Annotated in this window: 25 protein-coding genes and 2 pseudogenes; 12 read left to right on the plus strand and 15 right to left on the minus strand. The window is 71.0% G+C overall.

All coding sequences use genetic code 11. From position 1 onward, the window contains the following. Positions 1–300 precede the first annotated feature (300 nt). Complete coding sequence (locus ACIA79_RS26110) at positions 301–840, minus strand: DJ-1/PfpI family protein (protein ID WP_399430767.1); 540 nt, start codon at positions 838–840, stop codon at positions 301–303. 363 nt (positions 841–1203) lie between these two features. After that, complete coding sequence (locus tag ACIA79_RS26115; RefSeq protein WP_399430768.1) at positions 1204–1821, minus strand: TetR/AcrR family transcriptional regulator; 618 nt, start codon at positions 1819–1821, stop codon at positions 1204–1206. 71 nt (positions 1822–1892) lie between these two features. Here ACIA79_RS26115 and ACIA79_RS26120 point away from each other — a divergent pair, with 71 nt between their 5' ends. Then, positions 1893–2903 carry a saccharopine dehydrogenase family protein gene (locus ACIA79_RS26120; protein ID WP_399430770.1) on the plus strand — a complete coding sequence of 337 codons (1011 nt, stop codon included), beginning with the start codon at positions 1893–1895 and terminating at the stop codon, positions 2901–2903. Positions 2904–3284: 381 nt separating this feature from the next. Here ACIA79_RS26120 and ACIA79_RS26125 read toward each other — a convergent pair whose 3' ends face one another. Continuing rightward, complete coding sequence (locus ACIA79_RS26125) at positions 3285–3647, minus strand: hypothetical protein (RefSeq protein ID WP_399430771.1); 363 nt, start codon at positions 3645–3647, stop codon at positions 3285–3287. Positions 3648–4018: 371 nt separating this feature from the next. On the opposite strand from ACIA79_RS26125, the gene ACIA79_RS26130 reads away from it, so the two are divergent. Then, a complete protein-coding gene (locus ACIA79_RS26130; protein WP_399430772.1) occupies positions 4019–4816 on the plus strand; it encodes a hypothetical protein in 798 nt (265 codons plus the stop codon). Positions 4817–5472: 656 nt separating this feature from the next. On the opposite strand, the gene ACIA79_RS26135 is transcribed toward ACIA79_RS26130, so the two are convergent. Both ACIA79_RS26135 and ACIA79_RS26140 read right to left on the minus strand, forming a co-directional pair. Further along, positions 5473–6423, minus strand: a complete 951-nt coding sequence (locus tag ACIA79_RS26135; RefSeq protein ID WP_399430773.1) for a family 43 glycosylhydrolase — start codon at positions 6421–6423, stop codon at positions 5473–5475. 110 nt (positions 6424–6533) lie between these two features. Next, positions 6534–7655, minus strand: coding sequence for an NlpC/P60 family protein (locus ACIA79_RS26140; protein ID WP_399430774.1), 1122 nt, complete (start codon positions 7653–7655; stop codon positions 6534–6536). A 552-nt stretch (positions 7656–8207) separates the two neighbouring features. On the opposite strand from ACIA79_RS26140, the gene ACIA79_RS26145 reads away from it, so the two are divergent. Further along, on the plus strand, positions 8208–8732 hold the full coding sequence (locus ACIA79_RS26145; protein ID WP_399430775.1) for a hypothetical protein: 525 nt from the start codon (positions 8208–8210) through the stop codon (positions 8730–8732). Between the two features lie 283 nt (positions 8733–9015). Here the strand turns inward: ACIA79_RS26145 and ACIA79_RS26150 are convergent, their stop codons facing one another. Then, complete coding sequence (locus tag ACIA79_RS26150) at positions 9016–9168, minus strand: hypothetical protein (RefSeq protein ID WP_399430776.1); 153 nt, start codon at positions 9166–9168, stop codon at positions 9016–9018. 23 nt (positions 9169–9191) lie between these two features. Here ACIA79_RS26150 and ACIA79_RS26155 point away from each other — a divergent pair, with 23 nt between their 5' ends. The 3 genes from ACIA79_RS26155 (at position 9192) to ACIA79_RS26165 (ending at position 11122) form a co-directional block, all read left to right on the plus strand. Beyond that, positions 9192–9911: an integrase gene (locus ACIA79_RS26155; protein WP_399430777.1), complete on the plus strand. Its 720-nt coding sequence runs from the start codon at positions 9192–9194 to the stop codon at positions 9909–9911. Positions 9912–10014: 103 nt separating this feature from the next. Further along, entirely contained in the window at positions 10015–10761 is a 747-nt protein-coding gene (locus ACIA79_RS26160) for a pentapeptide repeat-containing protein (protein WP_399430778.1), read from the plus strand. Positions 10762–10954: 193 nt separating this feature from the next. After that, positions 10955–11122, plus strand: a complete 168-nt coding sequence (locus tag ACIA79_RS26165) for a hypothetical protein (protein ID WP_399430779.1) — start codon at positions 10955–10957, stop codon at positions 11120–11122. A 535-nt stretch (positions 11123–11657) separates the two neighbouring features. Here ACIA79_RS26165 and ACIA79_RS26170 read toward each other — a convergent pair. Next, a complete protein-coding gene (locus tag ACIA79_RS26170; RefSeq protein WP_399430780.1) occupies positions 11658–12104 on the minus strand; it encodes a hypothetical protein in 447 nt (148 codons plus the stop codon). Between the two features lie 84 nt (positions 12105–12188). Between ACIA79_RS26170 and ACIA79_RS26175 the strand changes: the two genes are divergently transcribed. Continuing rightward, positions 12189–13034, plus strand: coding sequence for a hypothetical protein (locus tag ACIA79_RS26175; RefSeq protein ID WP_399430781.1), 846 nt, complete (start codon positions 12189–12191; stop codon positions 13032–13034). 617 nt (positions 13035–13651) lie between these two features. Here ACIA79_RS26175 and ACIA79_RS26180 read toward each other — a convergent pair. Beyond that, positions 13652–13780, minus strand: coding sequence for a hypothetical protein (locus ACIA79_RS26180; RefSeq protein ID WP_399430782.1), 129 nt, complete (start codon positions 13778–13780; stop codon positions 13652–13654). Between the two features lie 140 nt (positions 13781–13920). On the opposite strand from ACIA79_RS26180, the gene ACIA79_RS26185 reads away from it, so the two are divergent. After that, positions 13921–14070 (plus strand): hypothetical protein, encoded by a 150-nt coding sequence (locus tag ACIA79_RS26185; protein WP_399430862.1) that lies wholly within the window; start codon positions 13921–13923, stop codon positions 14068–14070. A 197-nt stretch (positions 14071–14267) separates the two neighbouring features. Here the strand turns inward: ACIA79_RS26185 and ACIA79_RS26190 are convergent, their stop codons facing one another. Genes ACIA79_RS26190 through ACIA79_RS26205 form a run of 4 tightly spaced genes read right to left on the minus strand, consistent with a single transcriptional unit; the run spans position 14268 to position 18098 of the window. Further along, entirely contained in the window at positions 14268–15179 is a 912-nt protein-coding gene (locus ACIA79_RS26190; RefSeq protein WP_399430783.1) for a PhzF family phenazine biosynthesis isomerase, read from the minus strand. After that, a complete protein-coding gene (locus ACIA79_RS26195) occupies positions 15176–15595 on the minus strand; it encodes a RidA family protein (protein WP_399430784.1) in 420 nt (139 codons plus the stop codon). The genes ACIA79_RS26190 and ACIA79_RS26195 overlap by 4 nt, the downstream gene beginning before the upstream one ends. A 35-nt stretch (positions 15596–15630) precedes the next feature. Next, positions 15631–17157 (minus strand): leucyl aminopeptidase, encoded by a 1527-nt coding sequence (locus ACIA79_RS26200; protein ID WP_399430785.1) that lies wholly within the window; start codon positions 17155–17157, stop codon positions 15631–15633. Beyond that, positions 17154–18098, minus strand: coding sequence for a DMT family transporter (locus ACIA79_RS26205; RefSeq protein ID WP_399430786.1), 945 nt, complete (start codon positions 18096–18098; stop codon positions 17154–17156). Before ACIA79_RS26205 ends, ACIA79_RS26200 begins: the two co-directional genes overlap by 4 nt. A 100-nt stretch (positions 18099–18198) precedes the next feature. On the opposite strand from ACIA79_RS26205, the gene ACIA79_RS26210 reads away from it, so the two are divergent. Further along, positions 18199–19122: a LysR family transcriptional regulator gene (locus ACIA79_RS26210; protein WP_399430787.1), complete on the plus strand. Its 924-nt coding sequence runs from the start codon at positions 18199–18201 to the stop codon at positions 19120–19122. Positions 19123–19487: 365 nt separating this feature from the next. On the opposite strand, the gene ACIA79_RS26215 is transcribed toward ACIA79_RS26210, so the two are convergent. Then, positions 19488–19988, minus strand: coding sequence for a hypothetical protein (locus tag ACIA79_RS26215; RefSeq protein ID WP_399430788.1), 501 nt, complete (start codon positions 19986–19988; stop codon positions 19488–19490). Between the two features lie 185 nt (positions 19989–20173). Then, positions 20174–20977 (minus strand): S8 family serine peptidase, encoded by an 804-nt coding sequence (locus ACIA79_RS26220; RefSeq protein WP_399430789.1) that lies wholly within the window; start codon positions 20975–20977, stop codon positions 20174–20176. Here ACIA79_RS26220 and ACIA79_RS26225 point away from each other — a divergent pair. From ACIA79_RS26225 to ACIA79_RS26235, 3 genes and pseudogenes are all read left to right on the plus strand, one after another. Continuing rightward, positions 20875–21402 (plus strand): hypothetical protein, encoded by a 528-nt coding sequence (locus ACIA79_RS26225; protein ID WP_399430871.1) that lies wholly within the window; start codon positions 20875–20877, stop codon positions 21400–21402. The genes ACIA79_RS26220 and ACIA79_RS26225 overlap by 103 nt on opposite strands. 15 nt (positions 21403–21417) lie before the next feature. Beyond that, positions 21418–21939, plus strand: coding sequence for a hypothetical protein (locus tag ACIA79_RS26230; protein WP_399430790.1), 522 nt, complete (start codon positions 21418–21420; stop codon positions 21937–21939). A 122-nt stretch (positions 21940–22061) separates the two neighbouring features. Beyond that, positions 22062–22319: pseudogene (locus ACIA79_RS26235) on the plus strand (NUDIX domain-containing protein); the annotation flags it as partial. Positions 22320–22631: 312 nt separating this feature from the next. Here the strand turns inward: ACIA79_RS26235 and ACIA79_RS26240 are convergent. Further along, positions 22632–23027 (minus strand): annotated as a pseudogene (locus tag ACIA79_RS26240) (sugar nucleotide-binding protein); the annotation flags it as partial. Positions 23028–23256 lie beyond the last annotated feature (229 nt).

The raw sequence follows: 23256 nt of genomic DNA on the forward strand, positions 1-23256 counted from the left end.
CGCGCCCCGGCGAACGACTCCCTCTGCCGTCAAGCCTGGCACTTTGGGCGGGGGGGTGCGCCGCCGCGGCCTTTCGGATCGCGAGCCCTCGCACCCGGACCGTCGTGCAGGGCCGGCGGCGGGGCGACGCAGCGGACGGGACGACGGCATACGGCTGCGCGGTACGGTCCTCCGGCGGCGGCGCGGCCAGAAACACGGAGATCTGCGCCTGATCGGCCGACCGGAGCAGATGCGTGACGAGTTCCCTGGCAACGGCACGAGTCAGCGTCGGCCCGTGGTCGTCCTCGATCAGCGCCAGCGTCAGGTCGAGAGCGCTGGTGACCCCGGCCGAGGTGTAGACGTCGCCGTCACGTGTATACAGAGGAGCGACGTCCACGGCCACGGCGGGATGACGCTCGGCAAGTCGTTCCCCCATCCCCAATGGGCCGTCACCCGCCGATGGTCCAGCAGCCCTGCGGCGGCGAGCACATAGGCGCCGGTACAGACAGAGGCCACCCGTCGAGTGAGTCCGGCCAACCGGCGCACCTGGCCCAGTAGGCGCTCGTCCGCCGCCGCGTCCTCACAGCCGCTGCCGCCTACCACGAACAGGGTGTCAAGGTGCCCTGCGACCGTCTCCAGCCCCTGCCCCGCTCCCAACTCAATCCCCGCCGAGCTACATGCAACCCGACGGCCCAGGGTCCTCAGCTCGATGGAGTACGGCGGCTCGGCGCCGTACCGGTTGGCGATGTCCACGCGCCACTGGGGCACGCGATGTCGAGAATCTGCGCACCGTCGTAGGCGACGGTCAGCACGCGCCGCTTGTCGTCCATGACCTGATACCAGCACATCCCCCGGCGCCACCCCTCCAGCGTGGCAACGACGGTTCAGGCCCGCCTTCCGCCCACGAGCGCAGCCGCTCCTGTACCGCGGCCGCCGGGGACTGCTCCGCCGACGACTCGCAGGCGTCCCCGCCGATGCAGGCCGAGCCCGGCGACTACGACACCGCGGTGCTGTGGTTCGAGTCCTGGAACCACAGCACGCGGAGGGAGCCGAACCGGATGCTCGGCCGCGCTCTCGCAGCCAGGAGCGTACCTCTGCAAGGGGCCGAGGCGGCGGAGTGCCGGATCAGGCCAGCGCTACAGGCTGGTTCATCCCAGGCGGAAGTGACGTGGGCCTGGTAGTGGGTACACGCGATGGTCGAGGGCCCGGGCGTTGGAGATGCGCTTAGGTGAGGAGCTGGCGTGTCAGTGTGTCGGCGGCCCATTCCTCCCACCGGGCCGGAGACCAGCCCCTGTTCGTGACGAGGAGGCCGTAGCTTTCCGGGCCGAGGACGGCCAGCGTGATGTCGGCTGCCGACTCGCTGTCGTGGCCGTGCCGCAGGGCGCCCTTCGCGGCGAGGGCTTGTGCGAAGCGGAGCTGGACTACGTGTCGCTGTTCGATATTGGTGCGCCACAGCTCAGCGATTTCCGGGTCGGCTGTCGCGGCGCGTACGACGTCAAGAACGGGCGCGGAGCGCTCCAGGATGCGGCGCGCTCCGGCGGCCTGGAGGGCGAGCTGGGTGGCGGGGTCGGGTTCGTCGAGGATCTCGCGGGCCCAGGGCCGGTCCAGGGTGGCGACCGGGTCGAGGTCGCCGGCGACGGTGGCGTCCAGGAGTTCCTTCAGCAACTTCCGCTTGGTGCCGAAGGTGAAGTACACGGTCTGTACGCCGACTTCGGCGGTGCTGGCGATGTCCTGGACCGTCGTGGCGGTCCAGCCGTTCTCCGTGAACAGCCGGGCCGCGGCATCGAGCATCCGCTGCCGCGTGCGGCGTGCCTTCTCCGCTCGGGTCAGGGCTGCGGGCACCGCGCTCCCCTCCTCAGGAGGTCGACCATCATCTTTGACTGTAGTGACACTACAGTGTGTTTCACTGGAGTATGACTACAGTGAATGGTGGGCGGGTCCTGGTGGTCGGCGGCTACGGTGCCGTGGGGGCGACGGTGGCCGCGACGCTCTCCGGTTGGTTCCCGCACCGGGTCGTGGTCGGCGGACGCGATGAAGTTAGGGCGCGGCGCCTGGGCGGCGTGCGTCTGGACGTCACCGATCCGGCCGCCTTCCGGCGGACTTTGACAGAGCTGGGTGACGTGGCCGCGGTCGTGATGTGCGTGGAACCGCCCGACGCGCGCGTCGCACGTGTCTGCTTCGAGCGGGGCGTGCACGTGGTCGACATCGGGGCCACGCCCCGGCTGCTCGAGTCGGTGGCAGCCTTGCACGAGGTGGCGGCCGACGCCGGAGCGACCGGGGTGCTGAGTGTCGGCGTGGCCCCGGGGCTGACGAATCTCCTGGCCCGCCGGGCTCACGAGGCGGTGGGCGGCTCCGAACGCATCGACCTGACCGTGCTGCTCGGCGCCGGCGAAGCCCACGGCGCGGACGCGGTCCGCTGGACGGTCGACAACCTGGCAGCACCCTCGGCGGCGGGGCGCCTGCGCGTCCCCCTGCCCGGCCACGGCACGCGCACCGCGCACCCGTTTCCCTTCTCCGACCAGCACACCCTTCCGCGCACCCTCGACGGCGCGGGGGTCACCACCCGTCTCTGCCTGGACTCCGCACCACTGACCGCGGCCCTCTTCGCGCTGCGCCGGGCCGCCCGGTACGCGGTCGTACGGCGAGCCCTGATCGCCTCCTTCCGCCGGGTCCACCTCGGAGGTGACCTCTTCGCCCTGCGGGCCGACGCCCACCGCGGGGACCGCCATGCCGCGTACGCTGTGACCGGACGGGCGCAAAGCCGTGTCACCGCGCTGGTCGCCGCGTACGTCACCCAGGAGCTGCTCACCGCCTCCCTTCCTGCCGGGGTCCATCACATCGAGCAACTCCCGGCCCTGTCCGGCCTGCCGGAACGGCTCGCGGAACATGGTGTGGCACTACACCGCCCCGTCGCTCCGAAGTAATCGATGCCCACCTCGCCGCCCGCTGCACGCTGGTACCGGGCCCGCCCCCGCCCCTCCCCCGCCGACGCTCCCCGCTGGTCACCGCGAACTGACGGTGGCGAGCCAGGAACCCGGCATCACCCGTCGCGCTCGCCACGCCGGACCCCGAGTGAGCAGCGGCGGGACGGCGGCGGGCGGGGCGGGTGACCGGCGCCCCGGCTCAGCGGCGTAGATGACCGGACGACGGTGCACGAAGAAGGCGGCCGCACAGCACGAACGGGCTCCGGGGGCCGACAGGCGAAGCGGCAGGCCCCGCCAGGGCCGGCACGCAGGCGACGTCAGTTCCTCATTCGTCATTCCTCGTTGCTCGTTGCTCGTTGCTCGGGCGCTCGCCGGTCGGAATCAGGGGCGTGGCTGGAGCCAGTGACGTGCGGCCGACAGGGTCACCTCGATGCCGTCGCTCCATGAGCTGACTTCCAGCCAGGACAGGTAACCGCCCTGCGTGAAGAGCAGGACCTCACCGGGGCACTCGCCCCCCTCGGTGACGAGCTGCGCTTCGGCCGCCACGACGGTGCCGGGGCGGGTGGGGGCGGGCTCCACCTTGCCGGCATCAAGGTCGAAGTAGGCGGTACCGCACCCGCATGTGCAGCGCGCTCTCACGCTGACAAGCGGAAGCTGCCTTCGGAGCGCGACATGCACCGCATCATCCGCGCTCAGGAGCAGCGCCAGAACATCGGCCACGTCGGCAGGCAAGCTCTCGGTCATGCCGTGACCGTACTCGCCGGGCGCGCATGGTGCGCCGCCGTGCGCGGTGGCGGTGCGGGGGCCGATGCCGATCGCCAGGCGCACCAGGAGGTGCGGGGATCCGCTCGGCCATCGCCGGCGGAGGCCGCCTTGCACCGGCGCGGCCGGACTTTCCGGCAGGGTGACGAGAAGTCCGGCCCGGTCGGCTAGGGTGTCAGGGCCATTACAGCCATCGGCGGGTGAGCGCCGCTCTGCCGTGGCCGGGTATGCCGACACGGCAGGCGCGCCCGCCACCGCGGACAGTCGCGCACGTGATAAGCGGGCAGATCTCTCCGATCCGTGTATCCATCCGCCTGCGCGTTCCTACGTTTCATGTGTTCGGGGGAGCATCAGTGAACACCCGCCGGGACGCGTCCCCGTCCCTCCGGTCGATACCCAGTCCCTTCGCGGTCGCCACGGCGATGACCGCCCCGTCCAGGCCCGGCCGGATCGAGGACCCGCTCATCACCGGCCTGCAGTGGGCCCGTACGGCGGTGGGCTTCATCGCCACCGCCTGGCTGCTCCTGGCGTTCCCGCTGGCCGAGGGCCGCGAGAAGGTCGTCCTGGGCAAGCTGGAGGACCTGCTCATCGGAGGCGGGCTCACGCTCACGGTCGGTTTCGTGGCGGTGACGGCCTTCATCGTCGCGGCCCGCGCGCCGCTGGGCCGCCGGTATGCCGCCCGGCTGCTCGGTCCGCTGTGCTCGCTGGGCGTGATCGCTGTGGGCGCCGGAGTGTCGTATCTGATGGTCAAGATGCTCCAGGGTGAGATCATCTCGACGGCCGACATCGGCTACCACGGCATACTGATCGGCCTGTTGGTCATGGTGCTGTTCTTCGTCGGCGCGGTGGTCTGCGCGCTGGTCCTGGTCTTCGCGCTGCTGGGCACGCTGACCGCGCTGGTGTACGGAGTGAACTCCTGTTTCCGCCTGGGCGATGTGCACGAGCTGCTGCCGGCCCTGGTCTCACCGCTGCTGGTGTGGTCCCTCTTCGGGCTGGGCCTGTTCGACGGCCCCGACGTGGCGGCTCCGCCCCTCGTCCTCCACACCTTCCTCCTCGGCGGCCCCCTCTCGGTCACGGCGCTGTCGGTATGGGAGGTGCGCAGGCTGCGGACCCGGTGGGGTGTGACGCTGCGGGGGGCGCTGGGGAGATAGCCAGGGTGCCGACATCCCCAGGGCCGTCGACGGCAAGCACGTGCTCGACACGTGCCGCGCCGGGGCACGAGTACACCCGCCACGAGCGGTCCTGAACGGCGGCGCCGCAGGCAGGCGTGGCCGGTGCCCAGCAGCCAGACGGCAACCAGACGCGCGGAACGACGACGGGGACCCGGCGACGAGGCGGCTGCACGCTGTGCGGCAGCCAGGCGAGCCCCCGCGGCCGCAGCACGGCGGCCCGGCGGCGAGCAGTAGGCAGGACGCACTACGCGGCGATGGAACGCGGCGACTTCGAGGCGATCTCCGCGCTGTGGCTGGCCGGACCGCACGGCGGGACCTGGACCAGGGGCGGGCGCGCCACGGCCGCGGGGCGCAGCGGGCGGCTGTGGGCACGGCCGGCGCCGCACCGGGGAGCGGCAGTCCGGCCCGGCGGCAGCACGACAGCGCGCCGATGACCGACCGACAACGGCACAGCACGCAGGCGGGGATGCCCGGCGGCGCGTCGCATACGACGGGACGACAGGCCCGGCGGCGACACGGCGCGAGGACGGCAGCAGCCACGGATCCACCTCAGTGGCCGGGGACGATTTCGCGGGCGCGAGGCCTGGGGCAGGCGGTCCTTGACGCACCGCCGTCTCCTCGCCGCCGAGCGCCGGTCAGTACGCGGTGGGCCAGCCGCCGCTCCACTTCAGCAGGTTGATCCCGAGCTTGGGAGCACCGTTGTCCCTGCCGTCGTAGTAGTGGTAGACGAGCAGGTCCTTGCCGCCGTCGCGCATGATGTCCTGCCCGCCGGGACCGATCACGGATCCGTGTGACGCCATGACCACGGTGCCGCCGTCGCGGTTCATCGCGACGCCCTTGCGGTCGTAGTAGGGCCCGGTGGGCTTGGTGGCCCGGCCGACCTTGATCTTGTACGTGGAGGTGGTACCGCTGCAGCAGGTGTCGTACGAGGCGAAGAGGTAGTAGTAGCCGTTCCGCTTGACCACGGTCGGGCCCTCGACCGCCCTCGGCGCCTTGGAGCGCGAGGCGAGCGAGTGGCGGGTGGTGTCACCCGCGTACTGCTTGCCGGTCCGCGGGTCGAGGCGGATCATCTTGATCCCGCTCCAGTGGGAGCCGAAGGCCAGCCACCACGTGCCGTCGTCGTCGACGAGCAGGTCGGGGTCGATGGCGTTGTAGTCGCTGCCGGCCGTGGAGGAGTGGACGATGCCCTGGTCCTTCCAGCTGCCCGGCTTGCCGGTCGTGGAGGTGGCCAGGCCGATGGCCGGGGTGTTGGAATGGAATGCGGAGACGGAGTAGTACATCAGGTACCGGCCTCCGTGATAGGAGAGGTCGGGTGCCCACGGGTCGTTCTCGGCCGAGTAGCGCGACCACCAACGGGGCGGCGCACTTCGCCGCGTTCGATGCCCCGCGGCTGTCCGGGACCGACACCACCGCGTGGCCGTACCAACGGCGCAGGGCGCGCTGGAGTCCTGTTCGCCGCACGGTGGACAGACAGCGGACGGGAAGCGGACGGACGACCACACGGCGGAGCGCCGGGGATTCGGCTGCTCTGCGGCGGTGGGCAACGGCGGGAGACCGGCGGCGCCCGGCCGGGGCGCGGGCTGCACCGGGGGCGGGGCGCAAGCGGCGGGCCGGGCCGCCGCGGTGCAGCACGCGCTTCGACGACTGCACCCGGCTTCTGCGACCCGTAGAAACGCGCACGCCTGGCTGTGCCGCATCAGCCGGTGATGTGCCGGTACGCGACGACCTGGTGATGGGGCGGCAGAGGGGCGGTGCGGATGACGGTGCCGGGCTTGGGTGCCTCGATCACCTTGCCGCCACCGACGTAGAGCAGGACGTGGTGGCCGTGGTTGGTGATCACCAGGTCGCCGGGGGCGAGGTTCGAACGGGTCGTGCGGTGGCCGTCGTGGATCTGCGTGTACGTGGTGCGCGACAGTTTCACCCCTGCGGCCTTCCAGGCCGCCTGGACCAGGCCGGAGCAGTCATAACCGCGCGGGCCGGTGCCACCCCAGATGTACGGCTTGCCCAGCTGGGCCCGGGCGAACGACACGGCCCGCACCGCCCCGTTCGCCGAGCTCGCCGACTCCCCCGGAGCGGCTTCGATCCGGACGGGCCCGCTGGGCGCGGTGGGCGCGGTGGGCGGCCCGGCAGGGCGGGGCGGGGCCAGGTACAGGCGCTTACCGGCGTAGATGGTGGTCGAGGAGCCCAGGCCGTTCGCGTCCTGCAGGGCAGCCACCGTGGTGTGGTGCCGCCGGGCCAGCGACCACAAAGTGTCCCCCGGCCGCAGCAGGACCGAGGACGGGGCTGGTTTCGGAGACGGCTGCGGCTTCGGCTTGGGCTTGGGCTTGGCCGCGGGCGGATCCGCCGGAACCTGCTCGGCAGGGGCCCGGTCGGCGGGGGTCTGGGCAGGCGGCTGGAGCGTGATGCCCGGGCGAGGGGTGTGCGGCTCGTCGGGCATGGCGTGCTGGGCCAGGACAGCACCGAACAGGACCGCCAGAATGCCCAGCAGGGTGATGCCCGCGATCCGCAGGGCCTCCGTAGTGATCGACGCGGCTGTCGGCGAAAGCCACTTGGCGGCCATGTCGCGCACCGTCCACCGTACCGGGGCCCCGTGCCGGCGCCGGCCCTCGCCCTCGCCGGCCGGCTGGTCACGGGCGGGGGCCGTGGCCGGTGAGGCGGGCGCGGAGCGACGGCCCTGCGAGGGCTTCGATGTCGTGACGGTCACCTTCGCCGGAGACGGTTTCGTCTTCATCGCCGCTGCAGCCGGCGGGGCCGCCGGTATGGCGGTGGGTGTCGGCTGGGTCGTCGCGGCGGTAATGCGCATGATCACCTGGGCCATCACGGTCTCCTACACGGGCTTGGGGATTGACTCAGGTGAAGGAGACTTCGCGACGCCCAGGTGTCCAGCAAGATCCCGGGGCGGCCGGGACAGTCCGGGGATGTCCTTCCAGCTCACACCCCTGTCCCGGCCACCGCCAACTGCCGCGGTCGAAAACGACGACAGGGCGCGTCGGCCGGGCGGCGCCTGGGAGGCCGGCGACCGAGAGGGCCGCACCCACTGGGCCAGGCAAGCCCTGAGCCACCGCCCCGAGTACCCGCCGCACCCCCTGTGACCAGGGCAGACACCCGGGTGGGACGGCCCCGGACTGTCCCGGCCGCCCACAGCCGTTGCCGGACACCCGCCGGGCCCGGCAGGCTCATCACATCGACCGACCCACCCGGAACACGCTCCTCGTCGACGGCACATCCGGGTCCGCCGCCTCGATTCCCCGCTCGCTGTCACGCCGGTGCCGACGACCCGGTGCGAGCAACCCACCATCCCCGGCCGCCCGGGCGAGCTCAACGCCTTTGGCCGGTCTTCGAATCCCTTCGTGTTCAAAGGAGCATCCGTATGTCCATCCTCACCTCCCGCAGGGCCCGGCCAGTGGCCATCGCCGTCGCCACGCTCGGTGTGGCGGCCGGAGCCCTCACCGCCGGGGCCGGCGCCGTCTTCGACAAGGACGGACAGCCGGCCGACACCGTCGTCGGCGTGGCCGCCCAGCAGCGCGCTAAGCAGCAGGGCCCGGACGAGAAGTGCAGCACCGCCTGGCGCTCGTACAAGCCCCGCAAGACGTTCATGTGGGACCGCACCTCCAGCTGGGTCCTCGCTCCGGACAACGACGCGCTCAAGGTCCGCTTCCGCTCCATGGGCGGGGAATTCGTGTGGCGCTACGACTCCCGGTGCAAGCGCCAGAAGGCCTGGATCGCCCACGCCGGGCTGCACCAGACCGCAGCCCAGGTCCCCCAGGCCGGACTGCGCATCAGCCCCTGGTACACCACCAAGGAACGGTGCGGCACACAGGCCCGCGTCAACCGGATCAACGCTTGCTTCCGCGGCAAGGACTACAACTGGGTGACCACCGCACCGCGCGGCTGACCCCCAAGCGGCAGCCAGGCACGCGGCACAGACCCTGAAAGGGTCACGGCCCTGGGCGGTCGCACCGCCCAGGGCCCATATCCGGAGTCCATGGGAGGGCTCAAACCGGTTGAATGGGGCGGCTCATGCCAGACGGCCAGAATGTGGTAGAAGCGGTCGTCATCCCGGCGGCGCCGGCCCGGCCCGAGGAGTACGACACCGCGACCCGGGCCGCGCTCGACCACATCGACCGCCAGGCCGTGCGCACCGTCGCGGACGGCCGCCCGTCGAGCACCCGCCGAAGCTACGCGCAGGACTGGGCGAGCTGGACGAAGTTCTGCGCCGACTCCGGAGTACCGGAGCTCGTCGTCACCCCGGGCACGTTGGTGAGGTTCGTCGAGTGGCTGTGGACCGAGCCCGGCGGGAGGAAGGGGACGTGCACCGCGCCGTCGACCAACGACCGCCGGATCTCCGGGCACCGTGGTGTCCGCCCGCGCCGAGCACGGCGTGTGGCTGGAGGACGGCGTCGCCCGCCTCGCCCGCAACCGGCTCAAGCAGCTGGTGAAGGAGATGGAGGCCAGCGGGGAGACCCGCGGCCGGGGCCAGGCCGCGCCGCTGCTGGTCGAGCACCTGGTAAAGATCAGCGCCGCCTGCCCGGACAACCTCAGGGGCATCCGCGACCGCGCCCTGGTGCTCATGCACTTCGCCGTCGCCGGCCGCGAGCACGATCTCGCCTTTAACCGCGTCCGGGACTACGCCGAGACCCCCGGCGGCATCCAGGCCGACCTGCGCGTGTCCAAGGTCTGCCCCCGCGTCGTGTTCGGTCCCCTACGGCTCACGGCCCTCAGTCTGCCCCGGGTCCGTGCCTGGCAGGCGTGGAAGGAGGCCGCCGGCCTCACCGACCCCGACGGCTACGCCTGGCGCCGCCTGCACAACCGCTGGAACACCGTCATGGACAGCGGACTGCAGCCCGAACCCATCGGCGACATCGTCACCCGCGCCGGCGAACGCGCCGGGATCGCGATCCGCTTCACCGGCCACAGTCCCCGCTGCGGACTGACCGCGTCCTCCCGGCTGAAGGGCCACGACCAGATCGTCATCGCCAGGCAGGGCGGCTGGGCCCCGCACTCCAAGGTGCTCGCCGGCTACCTCGAAGTCGTCGACCAGTGGGAGGACAACGCCCTGCTCGACGTGCTGTAGGCGGTCAACCTGCACCAGGAGCCAGACCCCCGTGTGATGCAACTCTTGTGTGTCACGCGCGCACCGGGCGCACCGGCCGCCTGCTGCCCGTATCAACGTTTGCATGACCGCCCTACCGCCCCGCCGCTCTGGCCGCTTCGCCCGCCGCCGCACCCGTACCACGCCCCGCCGCGCTGCCGCTCCGATCGGCTCGCGTCTGCCAGGCCGACGCCGCCGCACGCCCGCCCCCGTATCTGCCGCTGCACGGCAGTCGGCCGTCAGCGCACCAAACCGGTGGACGCGCATCCAGCAGGCCGCGGGCACTCTCGCTGCCCTGGGCGCCCTCGCCGTAATCGTCCTCACCTGGCTGTCGGTCCAGCAGGTTGAAGGCGAACACGCACTCACCCGGGAAGGACAGGTCACCGACCGCTACAACGCCGCCGTCACCAACATCGGTGAGGCCTCCTGGAAGTGCGTCTGGGCGGCATCTACGCCCTGCAGCGCATCATGGTGGACTCCCCCCCCCCGCGACCAGCCCTCCATCGTCAACATCCTGTCCACCTACATCCGCAACCACGCCAAGAAGCCGAAGCAAGCCGCAGACGCCTCCAACAGCGAGCCGGCCAGCGACATTCAGGCGGCCCTCACCGCACTCGGCAGCCGGGAGCCCGCCCACGACGGCACCGCCAGCGTGGACCTGCGTGGCGCGTACCTGCCTGGGGCGGACCTGGCCGACGCGGACCTGCGCGGCGCGATCCTGAACGGCGCGGACCTGACCGACGCGTTCCTGCCCCACGTGAACCTGAACGGCGAGGACCTGACCCGCGCGGACCTGACCGGCGCGAACATGACCGGCGTCACGGGGCCCTGATTCGGCCGAAGGGCGGCGTCCCGATAGGCCACCGCCGGCGCGGCTACGCCCGGGCACCGGCGCGGCCGGGGCCGTCCCTGCAGAGCAGCGAGACCCTGCCCGTCCGGCGGTCAGCCGGCTGGGGGTCTTCGTCAGGCCGCCCGGAGGCCCTGGCGGGTGCTGAGCCAGGATCTGCTCCAGCACCTCGTAGAACGTGCTGGCCCGCTGGCTGCGCGGACTGCCGAAGACCGCCCGCTCGGCGGTCAGCAGCAGCCAGTGCGTACCGGTCACCCGCATCCGGCCGGCCGCCCGCACGGCGCTCAGCAGGCGCCGGTTCTCGGGCTGCTTCAACGGCCTCTGCACGGGCGTCAGCAACTGGTAGGCGGCCATCCGCAGCTGCTGGCGCAGATGCAGCGGTACCTCGTTCCGTGACGGTCGTCCGCCTGGGCAGCAGCCGGCCGCGCACGGGTCGGGCGGAACCCAGCGGCGCGCGGGCATGCCACCATGCTAAGACCGGCCGCCCAAGGCGGTCAGGGGGCTTCGGCGGGTGGCCGGAGCGGGCAGGCCCCGTCGCAGGCCGCGACACCTAGAATCGGTCAAGTGTCCGGTTCCGTTGCTGTGCCGGTGGAGTCTCGACCGTGGCGGCCGCAGGACGGCCGGCGGCCGAGCGTGCACGGCTGGCCGCCGGGCCAGCGACCCGCCCTGTACGTGTGGGACGGATCCCGCTGGCGGTACGCCCGTGGTGCAGGCCCCGGCACACCTACGAAGGCGGCCGGATCGTGTACCAGCTGCTGATGCCCAGCTCGTCAGTGCGCTTGTACGAGTGGCCGCAGCCCGGTCTGCGCGTCGCCCACCCTCCGCCGGGGCGCGATCCGGCGCCCGCCCACCACATAACGCGGCCGACGCCTGAACCGCGCTCAAGGGCTGAGGACGAGGCCCACGATCGCGAGGGCGCACACCGTCGCGGACGCGAGCGTGAACCCGTACGCGAGCTTGATGGAGCTCTGGCGCCCCTTGCGCTCCTTGCGGACGACCGCCTTCGTCCCCATGTGCAGGCTCTTCGTGTTCCGGGGGTGGTGGACGAGCGGGAAGGTGGCGCCCGCCACGTGGTGGGGGGCGAGGCTCTCGGGCTTCTCGTACCGGACGGCCCCGCCGTCGGGGCCGTCGAACTCGTACAGCACCCGCCCGTAGCCCTTCGTGCCGACCGGCGTGATGTGCTTCACGCGCGCCTGGACCTCGATGCCGGTCTCGTCCAGCACTGTCATCTTCTTCAGTTCCTGCCGCTCCCCGGCTATCAGGGCCAGGCCGAAGAGCAAGCCCAGCGTGGACAGGACGACGAAGCCGATGAGCACGGAAATGACCATGGCCGGACCGTACGACAACCCAGGACCTGTTCGTAACCCCGGAGGCTCTTCACCGGTTCCGTCTCCGCCCTTACGATCACGTCCATGTCCATCACTTCGCCCATACCGGTTCTCCAGAACGACGCGGGCAGCGAACTCCGCTCCGTGGGCGAGGAACTGCTGCTGCGTCACCCCTACGAGGAGGTGCGGATCCCGCTCGCGGCGATCGCGCGGGTCCGCGCCGAGGGACGGCAGGTGGCGCTCGAGTTGAGAGCACCGGCGGACCTCGAACCCACCGTGTACCGGATGGCGGATGTGAGCGGGGCCGCCGCCTCCGTCTTCGCCGACACGGTGAACGGGGTACTGCCGGACCGCGCCGACGGGGTGGAGACGGTCGATGGGTCGACACTCGTCGTCACCCTCGACCTGAGGAATCCGGGCGAGGAGGTCGAGGAGGAAGAGGAGGCACCGGACCCAGGCCCGGGGTTCACCTTCGTCAAGTGGGCGGGAATCGTCTCCGGTGTCGCGCTGATCGCCCTCTCCGCGGCCGTCGGCATCGAGGTGAACGCGAGCCGCGGAATCGCGACGCTGCTGCTCGGCGGCCTCGGCATGGCGGTCGTCCTCGTCGCGTACGCGGCGATCTGGTCGGGGTGGGAGGCCTGGTACCTGCCCCGCTACGGCGTCACCGTCGAAGGGAGGCAGGTCTTCCTCGACGGGCGGACCACGTACGCGTACACGGACAGCAGCGGCAAGCTGCGCGCCGTCTCCAGCTCGCCCAGGGGGGACTCCATCCGCGTCGCCTACCACCCGCGCAGGCCGCGCGAGGCAGTCCGCTGCGAGGGGTGGGGCAGCGTGATCAAGCCGATGCTCGGCGGTGCGGTCATCCTCGCCGTCGCGGCGCCCGTCCTCTACGGCACGTACCGGCTCGCGCTCCCCGCCTTCGGCGGGTAGGCGCACCACGCCAGGCCGTCCTTCTCGCCTACCGACAACAGGACTGTTCCAAGTCATGAGCAAACCATTCACGTGACTACCTGCCGCCCGTCGGCGGGTCCAAGCAGGTCGTGCCAGAGCTGACTGACCACTGTCGCCCGTACGACCGCCCGTCCTACCCAGAGCATGACTATTCGCTGCCGCCCGGTGAAGCATGCTGCCGTCGGCCGACGGGGCGCAGCCGGTCGTCTTCGTCGTAGCGGCCAAGGACTGCGGCCGGGCGAGCTGCGCAACGACGGCCGGCGGCCCGGCCGTCGCGATCTCGGCAAGCAGCGGAGCGACTTCCAGGCTCACACGGGCCTCTGGCGCACAGCTCCCAGGACAGTCCGGACCCGGCGTAGTGCGCCGCCCAGCCCACCGGGCGGACGCTCTGCGGCAGGTTCGTGATGCTGCCGGACTCGGCGATACGGGCCGACAGGGTCAGAACGCTGACCAACTGGCTGGCAGTGTCGACGGTGCGCGCGCTCATCACAGATGCCTTTCTCGTCGGGGTGGTGTTCTCGGCGCGGCGGGGGTGCCCCCCCCCGCCGCAAAGGGGGCCGGAGCAGCCCGGTCGGCTGCGCTCCGGGGGTGGTGGGTCAGTCCTGGACGAGTCGCAGTGCGCGGGCCTGGGCGGTGGTGTCGAGCGCGGGGGTGCACCACTGGATGCTGTCGAGGACGATCAGGTCGGTGACGTCGTCGAAGCCCTTGGGGGCGCTGGCGAGCATGCGGACGTAGTAGGAGAACGCGAGCGCGTCGAGTTCCTTGGCCGGGCCGGTGAGGATGCAAGCGGCAGACCAAGCCGACCCGGATTGGGTAGGCGCGCTGCTCGGCCGCCCAGCAGGAACTCCGGAGCCAGCTCGATGCGCTGGCGGAGGCCGGGTGTGACCCGGTCTTCTCCGAGAAGATCAGCACCAGCAGCAAGGTCCGCCCGGAGTTCACCAAGGCCATGGACTTCGCCAGCACCATCAAGAAGACCGTCCCCCACCAGCGGGTCATCTTCACCGTCACGAGATGAAGCGCCTCGGCCGCGGCGCCGCCGAAACCACCAGGCCACAGCCCGTCGCAGCCACTACCGACGACGATCCACCGACGAACCCACGGGATAAATCACGAAACCGCACTTTAGTACTAAAACGCATGGTTAGGGGTTCTCCTGATCAGGCCGCGCTGCGGTGCACGGGGCCCGCTTTCTGTCCGCAGTCGCTTTACGGGTCAGCGACGGCCCCTCGTAGCAAGCTCGGCACGGAACGCGGTCACCGCGTCACCGGAGACAGCCACCGAGAGCGCGCCGTCCTCCTGCACGTCGACAAGGACCCGGACCTCTCCGGGCCTGCCCATCGCCGCCCCTTGGCGGCCGGTGAAGGTGAGTCGTCCGGCCGGCGCCGGCACGATTCCGTGCCGTACCAGGTAGGCACCCAGCGGTCCGTGGCCGTTACCGGTGACCGGATCCTCGACAATGCCGATGGCCGGTGCGAACATGCGGGCCCAGGAGAGCAGTTCGCCGTCGTCGGTCGCACGGGTGAAGACGAAGAAGCCGTTGCTGCCCACCTCACCGCTCAGCGCCGTCAACGCGGCCGGATCCGGTAGCAGCCCGTCGACGTCGGCGCGGTCGCGCAGTTCCACGATCACCTTCGAATGTCCGGTCGAGACGATCTGGACAGGACCGTTGTCCGCGAGGGCGCTGGTGTCGGTCCCCAAAGCCCGCAGAAGCCGGTCCACCTGACTGCCGTCGAGTTCGGGACCGAATGCGGCCGTTCCTTGGTGCATGCCGATCCGGACCCGTTCCCCGTCCCGTTGGATGTCCACGCGCTGGATCAGCCCGCCGCCCGTCTTCTGCCTCAGCGAGCCCGACGGCAGACCGTACTCGACGGCCCGCGCGAAGTGCGTCCCCACGGTGGCGTGCCCGCAGGTGGGGACCTCGGTCGTCGGGGTGAAGAAGCGGACCCGGACGTCATGGTCGTCGGCATCCGGGGGCAGGACGAAGGACGTCTCGGAGTTGTTGAGTTCTCGCGCGATCGCGAGCATCTCGGCGTCCGTCATGCCCTGCGCCGCGAGCACCACACCCGCCGGATTGCCGGTGAACGGCGTACGGGTGAAGGCGTCGACCTGGTACAGGACGCTCATCGTCGGCCTCCTCCCCGGTTTCCGGCACAGGGGACGAACCGCCGGTGTGGCGCCCGCTTCCGTACGCGCCAGGCCACGGCGTCAGCGGCCACCCGGTACCCGTGATGGAGCCCCGCCACCTGGATCACGGCCCGCGCAGGGCGATGTGCGCCGAACACGTCACGGAAGGCGGCGTCCACGGCTTCCCAGTCCGCGATGTCGGTGACGTACAGGGTGACCCTGGCCACCGAGTCGCCCTGTCCGCCCGCGGCTTCCACGACCGACACCACGTCGCACAGCGCCTGGCGCGTCTGCTCGGCGACAGGGGATCCGGCCGGGAGGCCGCGCCCGACGGGAAGTTGCGCCGACACCCGGATGGTGCCGTCCGGGGTGACGGTGGCCTGCGAGTGATGACCGAAGGGCTCGGGGGCCGTCATCGTACGGACCCGTCGGAGGACGCGCAGGAGACGGCTCACCGGCTCGTCCGGAGACGGTACGGGGTGCCGGTCGCGGCGTCCTCGGCCAATCGGATCAGGGTCCGCACCGCGGACCCGGTGCCGCCCCTGGGTGTGTAGCCATGGGGCGCGCCTTCGTTGTAGGCCGGTCCGGCGATGTCCACGTGCGCCCACGGTACGCCGGGTGGTGCGAATTCCTTGAGGAACAGACCGGCCACCAGGCCCCCGCCTATCCTTTCGCCCATGTTGGCGATGTCCGCCACCGGGGTGTGCAAGCTCTCGCGCAGCTCGGCGGGCAGCGGCATGGGCCAAGCCTGCTCGCCCACCCGTCCGGCGGCGTCCACGACGTGATCACGGAAGGCGTCGTCGTCGGACATCACGCCGAAGGTGCGGTGGCCCAGGGCCATCTTCATCGCGGCGGTCAGGGTGGCCACGTCCACCATGGCGTCCGGACCGTCCTCGCCCGCGCGCACCATGGCGTCGGCGAGGACCAAGCGTCCTTCGGCGTCGGTGTTGACCACCTCGACGGTCTTTCCGCCGTACATGCGCAGCACATCGCCGGGCCGGGTGGCGGATCCGGAGGGCATGTTCTCGGCGAGCGGGAGCCATCCGGTGACGTTGACTGGCAGGCCGAGGCGGACAGCGGCCACCACGGCGGCGAAGACGGCGGCGGCACCGGACATGTCGCGCTTCATGATCTCGTTGAAGCCGACGGGCTTCAACGAGATGCCACCGGAGTCGTAGGTGATGCCCTTCCCGATGAAGGCGAGGGTGGTGCGCGCCGCGGGATGGGTGTGGGCGATTCTCACGAGACGCGGTGCCGTGGCGGAGCCTTGGCCGACGCCGAGGATGCCACCGTAGGAGTTCTCGGCGAGCGCCTTCTCGTCGAGTACGTCGACGTCCAGTCCGTACCGCTCGCCGACCTGCCGCACGATCCCGGCGAAGGTCTCGGGGGTCAACTCGTTCGGCGGCATGTTGACGAGATCGCGCGCACGGTTGACTTCCTGACCGATCACGGTGCCGCGCCGGATGCCGGCCGCCGCGTCGGTCCGGGCCTCGTCGGTCGTGAGGACCACCAACTCGCCTACGGGGGCCCGGTCGTCACCGACGGCCCGGCGGGCGTTGAAGGCGTAGGAGCCGAGCAGGCCGCCCACGGCCACCGCCTCCGCCGCTTCGGCGGTGCCGGCCGGAAGTGCCAAGGCCGCGCGTCCGGTGCCCGTCAGAGCGCGGGCGGCGACACCGGCGGCCCGGCGCAGGGTCTCGGAGGAGTATCCGTTTTCGTCGTCGGCGTCGCCCAAACCCACCGCCAGCACCATGCCGGCCCCGAAGCCAGGGACGGCGGGCACCTTGCCGGTCTCACCCTCGGTGCCGGTCATGCCGAGAACGCCGATGACCTCCTCGGCCCCTCTGCTGCCGAACGCGCCGCTTACGGCATCCGCCCCCGGCGTCAGAACCGGCCCCCAGCGTCCCTTGGCTATACCGATCACCACGCAGTCCACGGGCGGCGCATCCGCGAGGGAGGTGGCTATGGTCAGTGCGGTCATGCGACAGTCCTGTTCTTGTGTGCTTCGGCATTCTCGCGGCGCAGTTCGGGCACGTCGCGAGGTCGGCGACGGGTCAGGGCGACACCGACGAGAACGATCACCATCCCGAGCGCGACCCGGAGACCGAAGGGCTCGCCCAGCACGACTGCTCCCAGCCCCACCGACACCACGGGCAGCAGATAGCCGACCGTCGCCGCGTTGGTCGCGCCTTCGGCGGCGATGATTTGGTAGGTGAGGTGGAAGGTGATCCCCGTGGCGAAAACCCCCAGGATCACCACCGCGACCAGGCCCGCCGGGTGAAGGCGCACGGGCGTCGTCCCACCGATCGGCAGCCACAGGGCGGTCAGCCCGCCGGCTGCGAGGAGTTGAGCGGTGGCCAGGGACAAGGTCACGTGCCCCTTTCCGACGAGGTGACGTCCCATGTAGGCGAAGCCGACCGCGTAACTCGCCGCCGCGGCGAGGATGGCGAGGGCACCGGCCCACGCGACCTCGCCGACCCCCTGCCACGGAGCGAAGATCACCACCACTCCGCCGAACCCGAGCAGGAGTCCGCCCAGCCGTACGGGGTGCACCGCGCGTTCCGTGCCGACCGCGATGCCGAGCAGGAAGGACCACAGCGGGGTCGTCGCGTTCAGCATGCCGGCCACCCCGGAGCCAACGGTCTGCTCACCCAGACTGAACAGCGCGAAGGGCAGCGCGTTGCACCAGAAGGCCGCCATGAGGAGGTGGCCCCAGACGGCGCGGCCACGGGGCAGGCGCTGCCGCGCGGCCAGGCACAGGAGCAGCAGTGAGCCGGCTCCCAACAGGCAGCGGGCGAGGGTGACCTGGACCGGTGACAGAGCCTGCAGGGCCAGTTTGATCCAGAGGAAGGTCGACCCCCACAGCAGGGCGAGTACGCCTATCCGCACCAGGGCCGACGTCCGGCCCGCAGCACCATTCACCGTGTCTCTCTCCTCCCGGGGGCCGCGTCCAGGGAACGATGCCGTGCGTCAAGTCGTAAGCACAATCGCAAGATTGTGTACATGCCTTAAGCTGTGCTACATGCTCGACGTGAGGCGATTGCAGGTACTGCGCGCGGTGGTCACCAGCGGATCGGTCACCGCGGCCGCGGCCCACTTGGGATACACCCCCTCCGCTATAAGCCAACAGGTGGCGGTGCTGGAGAAGGAAGTCGGCATCGCCCTGCTCGAACGCGTGGGACGCGGGGTTCGGCCGACGGAGGCGGGCCGACTGCTCACCCGGCACACCGAGATCATCAGCCGGGACATCGCCGAGGCAGAGGCCACACTGGCCGATCTACGTGCCGGGCGAACGGGCCGGCTCGCCATCCGCTACTTCACCTCCGTCGGCCCCACGTTGGTCGCCCCCGCGGTGACCCGGCTCCGCCGTGAGCACCCGGGCGTGCGGATCGACCTCTCGTTGCTCGAAACCGAGGACCCGTTGACGCAGGTCGAGCGCGGTGAGGCCGACGTGTCCATCGTGGTCGGACCGCGTGACAACCGCCGTCGGGGCCTGCGCCTGGTGCACCTGCTCGACGACGAGTACCTGGTCGCGTTGCCTGCCGGGCACCCGCTCGCGGCCCCACCCGTACTGGACCTCGCCGACCTCGCCGCCGAGCCGTGGGTCGCCAGCGAACCGCCGGGACCCTGTCTCGATCTGACGCTCCAGGCCTGTGCCGCGGCCGGCTTCAGCCCGAACTTCACCGCGAGGAGCGAGGACTACGCCACCGCACTGGGGTTTGTGGCGGCCGGCCTCGGGGTCGCGCTCGTCCCTCGCCTGGCAGCGCAGGACCGCCGTGACGGCGTGGTCCTGCGCCGCGTACGGCATCCGGAGCCTGTCAGGTACATTTACGCGGCCGTCCGCGAGGGGACACCGGCACAGGGCCCCCTCGGTACTCTGCTCCAGGCGCTGGAGGAGGCGGCGTCGCGTCAGCCCGCTCCGCACACCGCGCCCTGTGTCCCGTAGGACAAGCGTGTCCGGCCCGCCGCTCCCTCCGCGCGGCTGTCATCGACCAGGTGGACGCCGGTCGCGACGGCGCGGCATGCCTCGCCGGTGTTCCACCCGCCGTCAGGGAGGTGGAACACGGGTCAGGAGATGTCCAGGACGGCCTTGCCGTGCAGGCGGCGCTCCAGCAGGGCGTCGACGGCGTCGGCCGCGCCCTGTCCCAGCCCCCGCGCCAGGAGATGTTCGGATCCAGCCGGCCGGCGGCGACTTCGCCCGCGAGCCAGCTCAGATCCGGCGCCAGTCCCGTGCAGGCCGGCAGCGAGAAGGAGACGACGGAGCGGTCGTGCCGTCCCCCGTCGCCGAACAGGGCGCCGTACGGGAACGACTCACCTTCGTGGGCGGAGTGTCCGACCGCGACCAGCGTGCCGCCCTCCGCCAAACGGCCATAGCTGTCGACGAGTTGGGCCGCCGGCCATGTCCAGGACGCCGTGCACCGGCTCGTCGACCTCGTGCGGTCCGGCCACCACCTCGTGGGCCCCCTGGGCCAGCAGGACGGCCGCGTGCTTGCCGGGGTCGCCGGTGGAGGCGATGACGTGTGCACCGGCGCGCCGGGCGAGCTGGACGGCGTAGCGCCCGGTGCCGCCCGTGGCGCCGGTGACCAGGACGCGCCTGCCCAGTACCGGGCCGAGGCGGTGCAATGCGCGGAAGGCGCTCGTCCCTGCCACGGGGACCGTACTGACGGCTGCGAGATCGGTGCCGGTGGGCGCGGTTCCGATCCAGGCGGTATCGACGGCGCGCAGTTCCGCCCACGCGCCGTCGACGCCGAAGGTGACGACCGGCGTCCCGGCCGGCGGGCCGGACCTGTCGGCGGCGGCTGTGTGCACCACCCCCGCCGCGTCCCACCCGAGCACCGCGCCCTCGGGGGCATCCCGCAGGGCGAACCTGACCTCGCCGATCCGGGCTGCTGGGGCGGTACTCCTCCGGTGTTGGCGAAGCTACCTCGATCGACGCCTCAGGACAGCGACCACCGCTCCAGCAGTGATGACGGACGCGACTGCAGCGGCACCGGTGATCAGCGGAGTCGACGGTGTGGGGCTCTCACTGGTGGCCGCCGTCTTGTCCTTCCCTGCCGGTGCCGGTTTTGATGGAGTGGCACTGGGCTGCGCAGGAGGAACGAAGTTGACCGGGCGTACCTGGGAGCGGCGGTGTTGCGGTCCGCGGGGCCGGGGTTGCCGAGACCTCGGTTGATGTGTGCGCCGGGGCGGATGGTGCCGTAGCCGAGGTAGCGGCTGCGCGTGCCCGGTTTCCAGTTGTCGCTTCGGCCGGCGGTGTCGAACATGACGCGCAGGACCTGTGCTGCGGTCCAGTCTGGGTGGAGCGACCAGATCAGGGCGGCGGATGCCGATGCCAGTGCGGTGGCTCCCGTGCCGCCTGCAGCTTCTCCCCCAGCCGGCCGACCTGCCGCTGAAGAACGTCGCGTTTCTCCAGGAGCGTTCAAGCACCTGGACCGCGTGCTCGGTGAGGACCCGGCGCGAGTCGGTCCTCCGGGGCGCGCGGCCGCGGCATGCGCGGTGGGCCGCCACCGAGCCCATCGTGCGCCGACCGACTGCTGCTGCTGCGGCTGCTCCAGCCACGTCGCGAGCGGGTACTCGGTCGTGCATTCCCGTGCCGTGTCGGCGGCCTTCGTCGCCGACGCGAGGCCGATTCCCAAGGCGGGGGGGGCCAGCCACTCCCTTGTTCTTGTACTGGATCTGGAGCTCGTTGGATCACGTGATGGTCGAACTCGTGCGCGGTGAGGATGGCGGCGGCGAAGTCCCCAGTCCGCTTTGGCTGACGCTCGAAGACGGACGTCTTGTCGGAGAACATCTTCCGGCACCCGGCGGCGGTGAGGGCGTCGATCCGCTCTTCGAGCTTCTGCCTGCCAGTCGACGCTTGCGCGTACCCGATCTTGATCTCGGTTCGCACCAGCGGCTCGGCGACGAGAAGTTCGGGATGGCCGATGATGTCGCCGCGAGCCCTGGACGGGCTGAGGAACTCTGTCACAACCGATGCGCGCGAGGCCCTGCGCGTCACGCCCAGCGTCCCGGACAGTGTCCGGGACGAGCTGCTGACCAGGTCGGACAGGTGCAGACTGTCCGGGACATTGCAAACTGTTGCTCCGGCGCGGACGATGTCGGCAAGCTCGACGCCACGGGGAACCAAGCCGAAACCAAGGTGATGTCATCGGCCTGGTACGGCATCGCCAGGCGGACTGTGGTACTCCCTGGCAGCCACCGGAAGCTTCTCCATCCGTCCGCGTGATCTCCGAGGAGACAGATGCGCATCCGATCGGCAGTCGCAGCGATTGCAGTCATCTTCACCGTTCTCATAGCGGGGCAGGGCCAAGCCCTCGCCGCGGACTTCGAGAAACCGTTCGAAGATCAGATCTCCACGCTCTCCTATGAATCGGCGGGTGAGTCCTGCTCGGAAGTCTTCGTCTGGAACCCCAAATCGCTTTCGTACGACAGGACCGCCAAAGGCTGCTTCACCAGGTACGGCGACAAGTGGAGCATCCAGGATTCCCTCGCGGATGGAAACCAGACCTTCATCTACTGGGAGAACTGGCTCAGGGGCGCGAACGCAGTCTGGCAGCCGTACCGGCACGGCTGGTGCAGCAACAACCATGGTGCCCCCAACTGGGGTGCGTGCAACAAGGACTACTACGAGTCCTCCAGCACCAACTACTACGAAGGCCAAGGCAGCAGGGTTCGCTTCCAGACCTGCCGTCGCGACCTTCTGAACACCTCCTGCACTCCCAGTGACATCAGCGACGCACCGTGGATCAACAACAACGCCTAGAAGGCTGACGCGGTTCACGCTGAGGGGCTGTCCGGACGCAGGCCGGGCGGCCCCTCGCCGGCCCTTGGGCTGGCACCTCCGTGCTGATCACCAGCAAGCGCGGTCAGGTCCTGTTCCAGCGCGTGACCTACCGTCCCCACCGTCTGCTGCCCGGTGGCGCCGTCGACAAGGACGAGTCCCCCGCGCAGGGCGCTGCCCGCGAGGAGGAGGAGCTCGGCGTCATGGCGCCCGTCGCCCGCGGGCTGGCTGTCGACTGGGTATCCTTCACCGGCCGCACAACGCCCCCCGTCATGAGATTCCCCCGCGAGCTCCTGCACGTCTTCGACGGCGGCGTCTGGCAGGAGCACCAGATCGCGGCGATCCGTCCCGCACCGGGTGAGATCGACGGCATCGAGTTCGTCGAGCCGGCTGACTTGCCCGCTCTGATGTCTCCGGGCGACGCCCGCCGCGCCCTGTCCGCGCTCCGCGCCCGTATCAGCGGCGCCGGGCTCATGTTCCCTGAGGACGGATTCCCGATCGCCCCGACCGTCCTTGACCGGGTCGGCCTCCTGCGCACCGTCCGAGCCCACCATCACTTCCCCTTCCATCCCATCTCCGTTCCCGCCGGCCTCACGGTCCACCAGTTTTGGGTCGGCAAGGTGGAAGATGCCGACGGTGTCGGATCGGGTGATCTCCCACAGAGCGGCGGCCGGGTCCTCCACGTGTACGGGGCAGCGGATGTCGTCGGTGAACAAGGCGCCCTGCCAGGGGCCGGCGGCCAGCGCGTGCACCAGCTGCTCGTGCCCGGAGCGGCCCATAATCAGCGAGGTACGGGCGACGGCCGCGTCGGGGCACAGGAGACGTACGGCGGTCTCGGCGGCCGCCTTCGCGGCCCCGTACGGGGTGAGCGGATCCGGAAGGCAGGACTCGTCGTACCAGTCGTGGCCCGTGCCGGAGAAGACGGCGTCGCTGGAGACGAGCACCAGGCGGATGCGGCCGGCCGAGGCTTGAGCGAGTCCGATCCCGCCTTCGGCGGTGACCGCCCAGTCCGCTCCGCCGCTCGTCGCGTTGATCAGCACGGCCGGAGCCACCGTGTCGAGGACCTCCACGCGTACGGCCCGAGGACCGGGAGAGCCTCGCCGGGAGACTGGAGCGGGCGGCCGACATGCTGATCGCCCTGGGGCGCTCCCAAGAGGCGGGCCCGCTCCTCGAGGAGACCGTCGCCCTGCGTCGCGCCCTGTCCGCGGACGCCGCCGCGCGAGACTGCCTTCGGGTCGGGAGCCGGCTGGTGATCACTGACGACAGGCTGGAGAAGGTGGTGGTCGCCGGGCGCCGCCC

Origin of the sequence: Streptomyces sp. NPDC051310 (assembly GCF_044455245.1) — a bacterium.
GTDB lineage: Bacteria > Actinomycetota > Actinomycetes > Streptomycetales > Streptomycetaceae > Streptomyces.

Bases quoted from the DNA above. Each gene is read 5' to 3' on its own strand.
- ACIA79_RS26120 (WP_399430770.1), top strand. From the start codon at position 1,893: ATGACTACAGTGAATGGTGGGCGGGTCCTGGTGGTCGGCGGCTACGGT.
- ACIA79_RS26170 (WP_399430780.1), bottom strand. From the start codon at position 12,104: ATGGTCATTTCCGTGCTCATCGGCTTCGTCGTCCTGTCCACGCTGGGC.
- ACIA79_RS26175 (WP_399430781.1), top strand. From the start codon at position 12,189: ATGTCCATCACTTCGCCCATACCGGTTCTCCAGAACGACGCGGGCAGC.
- ACIA79_RS26230 (WP_399430790.1), top strand. From the start codon at position 21,418: ATGCGCATCCGATCGGCAGTCGCAGCGATTGCAGTCATCTTCACCGTT.
- ACIA79_RS26190 (WP_399430783.1), bottom strand. From the start codon at position 15,179: ATGAGCGTCCTGTACCAGGTCGACGCCTTCACCCGTACGCCGTTCACC.
- ACIA79_RS26200 (WP_399430785.1), bottom strand. From the start codon at position 17,157: ATGACCGCACTGACCATAGCCACCTCCCTCGCGGATGCGCCGCCCGTG.
- ACIA79_RS26225 (WP_399430871.1), top strand. From the start codon at position 20,875: ATGGTCGAACTCGTGCGCGGTGAGGATGGCGGCGGCGAAGTCCCCAGT.
- ACIA79_RS26195 (WP_399430784.1), bottom strand. From the start codon at position 15,595: ATGACGGCCCCCGAGCCCTTCGGTCATCACTCGCAGGCCACCGTCACC.
- ACIA79_RS26210 (WP_399430787.1), top strand. From the start codon at position 18,199: ATGCTCGACGTGAGGCGATTGCAGGTACTGCGCGCGGTGGTCACCAGC.
- ACIA79_RS26180 (WP_399430782.1), bottom strand. From the start codon at position 13,780: ATGCTCGCCAGCGCCCCCAAGGGCTTCGACGACGTCACCGACCTGATC.
- ACIA79_RS26145 (WP_399430775.1), top strand. From the start codon at position 8,208: ATGTCCATCCTCACCTCCCGCAGGGCCCGGCCAGTGGCCATCGCCGTC.
- ACIA79_RS26125 (WP_399430771.1), bottom strand. From the start codon at position 3,647: ATGACCGAGAGCTTGCCTGCCGACGTGGCCGATGTTCTGGCGCTGCTC.
- ACIA79_RS26140 (WP_399430774.1), bottom strand. From the start codon at position 7,655: ATGGCCCAGGTGATCATGCGCATTACCGCCGCGACGACCCAGCCGACA.
- ACIA79_RS26160 (WP_399430778.1), top strand. From the start codon at position 10,015: ATGACCGCCCTACCGCCCCGCCGCTCTGGCCGCTTCGCCCGCCGCCGC.